8 protein-coding genes and 2 pseudogenes are annotated in these 4,151 nt (G+C 44.1%); 6 read left to right on the plus strand and 4 right to left on the minus strand.

Features of this window, described 5'->3' with window-relative positions:
* The 3 genes and pseudogenes from E0D98_RS28050 to E0D98_RS21740 form a co-directional block, all read left to right on the plus strand.
* Positions 1–131: pseudogene (locus E0D98_RS28050) on the plus strand (hypothetical protein); the annotation flags it as partial.
* Between the two features lie 170 nt (positions 132–301).
* A complete protein-coding gene (locus E0D98_RS21735; protein ID WP_050877091.1) occupies positions 302–1,537 on the plus strand; it encodes an integrase arm-type DNA-binding domain-containing protein in 1,236 nt (411 codons plus the stop codon).
* Between the two features lie 12 nt (positions 1,538–1,549).
* On the plus strand, positions 1,550–1,756 hold the full coding sequence (locus E0D98_RS21740) for an AlpA family phage regulatory protein (RefSeq protein WP_044697522.1): 207 nt from the start codon (positions 1,550–1,552) through the stop codon (positions 1,754–1,756).
* A 64-nt stretch (positions 1,757–1,820) separates the two neighbouring features.
* Here the strand turns inward: E0D98_RS21740 and E0D98_RS21745 are convergent.
* From E0D98_RS21745 to E0D98_RS27435, 4 genes and pseudogenes are all read right to left on the minus strand, one after another.
* Positions 1,821–1,946: pseudogene (locus E0D98_RS21745) on the minus strand (terminase small subunit); the annotation flags it as partial.
* Positions 1,947–1,975: 29 nt separating this feature from the next.
* A complete protein-coding gene (locus tag E0D98_RS21750; RefSeq protein ID WP_131890992.1) occupies positions 1,976–2,173 on the minus strand; it encodes a YlcI/YnfO family protein in 198 nt (65 codons plus the stop codon).
* Positions 2,174–2,446: 273 nt separating this feature from the next.
* Positions 2,447–2,674 carry a hypothetical protein gene (locus E0D98_RS21755; RefSeq protein ID WP_072095334.1) on the minus strand — a complete coding sequence of 76 codons (228 nt, stop codon included), beginning with the start codon at positions 2,672–2,674 and terminating at the stop codon, positions 2,447–2,449.
* A 57-nt stretch (positions 2,675–2,731) separates the two neighbouring features.
* On the minus strand, positions 2,732–2,911 hold the full coding sequence (locus tag E0D98_RS27435) for a YlcI/YnfO family protein (protein WP_000201456.1): 180 nt from the start codon (positions 2,909–2,911) through the stop codon (positions 2,732–2,734).
* 194 nt (positions 2,912–3,105) lie between these two features.
* Between E0D98_RS27435 and E0D98_RS21765 the strand changes: the two genes are divergently transcribed.
* Genes E0D98_RS21765 through E0D98_RS28055 form a run of 3 tightly spaced genes read left to right on the plus strand, consistent with a single transcriptional unit; the run spans position 3,106 to position 3,989 of the window.
* The gene (locus E0D98_RS21765; protein ID WP_048818849.1) at positions 3,106–3,303 is read left to right on the plus strand and encodes a host cell division inhibitor Icd-like protein; all 198 of its coding nucleotides are present in this window, start codon (positions 3,106–3,108) and stop codon (positions 3,301–3,303) included.
* Positions 3,296–3,763: a host cell division inhibitor Icd-like protein gene (locus E0D98_RS21770; protein WP_050877093.1), complete on the plus strand. Its 468-nt coding sequence runs from the start codon at positions 3,296–3,298 to the stop codon at positions 3,761–3,763. The genes E0D98_RS21765 and E0D98_RS21770 overlap by 8 nt, the downstream gene beginning before the upstream one ends.
* A complete protein-coding gene (locus E0D98_RS28055; RefSeq protein ID WP_050877094.1) occupies positions 3,753–3,989 on the plus strand; it encodes a hypothetical protein in 237 nt (78 codons plus the stop codon). The genes E0D98_RS21770 and E0D98_RS28055 overlap by 11 nt, the downstream gene beginning before the upstream one ends.
* Positions 3,990–4,151 lie beyond the last annotated feature (162 nt).

Genomic DNA, 4,151 nt, shown 5'->3' on the forward strand with positions numbered 1-4,151 from the left:
GCAGCCCGACGTTCGGGGAGTCCTGCGCACAGTGGGTGTTTGACCTGGTGGCGGCCCTGTTTGGCTCCTACGATGCGCAGACCGGTGTACGCCATATCAAGGAAGTTTTTATCCTTATCCCCAAGAATAGTAGATAATAAAAAAACAAATAAAGTGTTTATTTGTTTTTTTTCTACGTTTTATCAAATAGTTATGGTTATCTTTGCTCTATGTTTTTATGTGTTGTTAACGGCAGATTTTAACGCTTTGTTGTTGACATGGACTAACCGATGAACCATAAACTTTATCAGTAGGGGCATTTATGCTAATCAAACCGTTAAGCCATGTTGAAGTAAAGAACGCAAAACCAAAGGATAAAGATTACTCGCTTCATGATGGATTTGGGTTGTTGTTATATGTTTCAAGAAAAGGCTGTAAAACATGGCGTTTCAGGTATCAGCACCCCGACACCAAAAAAAGACAAACGCTTACTATTGGTCGTTATCCAGATTATTCAATAGCTGAGGCAAGAGAGGAAAGGGATAAAGCAAGGAAATTACTTTCAAGAGGTGTGGATCCTAATGAGTCTAAGCGTAAGGCAAAATCTGAACGAATTATGCTGAGGTCACAGACCTTTGAAAAAATAACAAATAACTGGTTTGAATTGTATTTAAAGGGGAGTAGAAGGGAAAACACAGTAAAAACAGTTAGCAGAGTTATTAAAGTTTATATTATTCCTGATTTTGGGGGTTGGTCAATTTATGATATACGTGCTGATAATGTATTGTCAGTTATTAGAAAATATGACGAAACGCCTGCGCAGCAACGAAAAATAGTACAGGTTATGCGTCTTGTTATGGATTATGCCGTGAATGCTGGAATTGTTCAGTTTAATCCGTTGTCTCGTATTCATAAAGCGCTTCCACCTATGGAAGAGAAAAGCTTTAAGGCGCTGGCCATAGAAAGATTACCCGCTTTTCTTAATTGGCTTGAGGCAGAAAGTTGTCATCCATCAATAACATATGGTCTTCTTTTTATGATGCTGACAATGACCAGACCTAACGAGGCATTAGGTGCCAAATGGTCAGAACTGGACGTTGACAGAAAACTATGGACCATTCCAGCAGAGAGGATGAAGGGGAAAAGAGAACACATTATTCCTTTATCTTTACAGGCTGTTGAAGTGATAATGCGAATGAGAAAAATAAAACAAAGTGAGTATGTTTTTTATGGTGCTCATTCAGTTGCAAAGGCAATAACGAGAGATGCTATTGTCAGTAGGGTTAATAAAAGCGAGTTTGCAAAGGAAATGACAGTACACGGATTCAGGTCAATGTGGAGCACATTACTCAATGAAGAGGGATTTAACCCCGATGTTATAGAGGCTGCACTTGCACATAAGAGCGGAAATACTGTAAGGGATATTTATAACAGGACGTCATATATTGAACAGCGGGTAATAATGATGCAATGGATAGGTGATTTTGTCGATTCTGCAAGACGTGGGGTTATTGTTAGGACGCATGGTAAACGCGGTTTAAAATTGGTAAATGAATAAGGTGTACAATATATGAATGATATAAATAATAGTCAGATTTTGTTGCGTGATGATGTGATGAAAAAATTGCGATACAACAACGCGGCTGCTTTTCATATGTTTTTTAACAGAACGCCGGACTTTCCAAAGCCCTTCAAGATAGGCCGTCGCAATGCCTGGTATGAAGAGGATGTGCAAAATTGGCTTGATGAACAGCGAAGAAAAGCCCTTGAGGAGTGAACGTAAAAGAACAGGCGTCCTTAAAGGTCGCCTGTTATGTAGTAGTGGAATATTACAATCATGTTTTTTTTGATGCTATGTAAGCAAGAATGCACGGTTCCTTTGCCAGTTGTGACCCTTTCGATCTGGCTGTTTTCGCACTGTATCCAGCAAGAATAGCGCACTGTGTCTGATTCAGCCCTTTCATCATGTAATCAGCAAATTTCTTTTTTTGCTTCGTCAGTTTGTTTGGTCGTTTTTATCATCGTTTGCGGTAAAAACATTAGATGTGGTCTTAAGCTGATGTTTACAGGCTTCAATTACCCACGATGAGAAGTTGGAGTGCGCTTTATCTCTTTCTATGCGTTTTTCAATATCAGCTAATAAGTCAGGCGGGAAGCGGATCCCCTTAAGTATCGCTTTGCGTGTTTTGTCCATTCATGGCCCCAAAACAAGTAGTGTTAACTTGTTACTATTTAACAGTTTTTGAGGGTGTGTTAAACAAAAAACTGGTTTGTGTTTAACGAAAATCGCTTCGTGTTAAACACGTTGCCTAGTTAGTGGGGACAGATGACGAGTTGATCAAACCTGCCGGATAACAGGCAAAGAAAAGGCCACCTGTCACGGTGGCCCTTCGACACAAATTTCGCGTTATCCCCAACGCATGAGCATCGCCGACAATGCCACATTTACGGCTGGTGGACAAGGCTATCAGCCAGGCGGTCGGTTTTTAGTGGCTTTTAACCGCCGTGGGTATTTATCGACAAAATCTTCAAGGGCAAATTTTTCTGGTGGCATTAAGCGCGGCGCTGGTGGTGGTATTTTTGTTCTGGTTAGTTCTTCCTCAAGTCTGGCGCAGGCTTCTGACTGCCTTTGCCGGATGATTTCATCATCTTGCGTTTGCGTGTCTTGTATTGGTGATAGTGTGTTGTTGGTCATGTTACTGCCCTGTAAAGCAATGCGCCGTAGTACCTCACACCACGGCGCTGATAGTGATTATTCTGATTCTTTGGCCTTGCGGCGCTGGCGGCGTTTGATCTCGCCTTCAAGTGCCGAAACGATAAATTGCCCTGTACTTTCGCCATCTTCCTTTAAATTTTCTACAGCATCAGCTATTGCGTGTGGTACTCGAGCCTCAAGCTTTTTGGATTTTGCATTAACTGCTTTTGTTGCCATATCTGATTTCCTCGTTATTAGGTGGCTGACAGTATACACACAAGAAAACGGAAAAACACTATTGACGTGGCTGACACCCGTTACTAACATAGTGGCTGACACCTTTATCAAGGTAATCGATGAAAAGACAAAGCCCCGCAAGTGTCGTTACCACTCGCAGGGCTTCTAACCAACAACGTAAACGAGGAGCCGTTATGGTTGCCGTAAATCATATACCACACCTTGTACACACACAAACTGCCTTTGTGTGGCGTTTTCTGGCCCTGAGTGCCGGAGAATCTCAAATCATCCACGTAACCGCCTGGACGGAACGCGAAGCGCGTAACCGTTGCCCGTCCGGTTGTGTTGCTGTATTCGCTGCCCGTATTCGCCAGGGGTCACATCATGCGTAAAAACCGCTTGCAAAAAATTATAACGGGGCTGTATGCTTCCCCCGTCGCCCACATGGCGACCGGGTTTAGCAGCCTGAATACTGTAGCGGACAGCCGCTTATATTCCGATATGCGGTTTTTTTGTGTCCGTAAGCCTACCCATACCCGCATTATGGCGGGGCGTAACGGGGGAGCCTTTGCGCTCGCTGGTTCCTACAGTGCCAGTCTGCTAACCCTGTTACGTCTCGCCACCCCGTTTAGCAGCGTAGTAGCGAGACTCCTTAAAATTACTGTAGGAGCCTTTCACATGGCTGTATCCGCACGCCCTTACTTTGTCTGGCGCTTTATGCAGTGCCAGGAAAAACAAAGATCACTCTTTACCGTCACGGCAGCAACAGAAGGCGAAGCACGCGCCCAGCTGCCGCACGCACATCTTATTTTTGTCGCCCGTATTCGCCAGGGGGAAACCTATGCACAATAAAACCACACCGGACGCAACCGCCGCGCTCACTACGCTGATGCACGCGCTGATTGATATTTCATGCACGGCAGCAACCGCAGAAAAACACATTATCAGAGAGCCGGAGTATACAGGGGCAATAATCCCGCATTCGCTGGCATACGCACAGATTACCGCTGATATGGCGCTGAATGAGGCCAAAGCCATCCTGATTGCTGATTGTGAAAATGGGGGGGGTTATGCGTGATGATCGTTTTAATTCCCTGAAACAGGAATTTTCCTGCGTTCCTGATGATGCGGCTGATGCGCTTTCGTCAATGCCAGAACTTATTAGAGCGGCTTTTTTCTTACTTTCCACGAGAGAATATAAATCAACGGGGCTTGATGTACTGAATATCGCCGCCGATTA

The sequence above is a fragment of the Escherichia sp. KCJ4928 genome (assembly GCF_004352695.1).
GTDB lineage: Bacteria > Pseudomonadota > Gammaproteobacteria > Enterobacterales > Enterobacteriaceae > ECMA0423.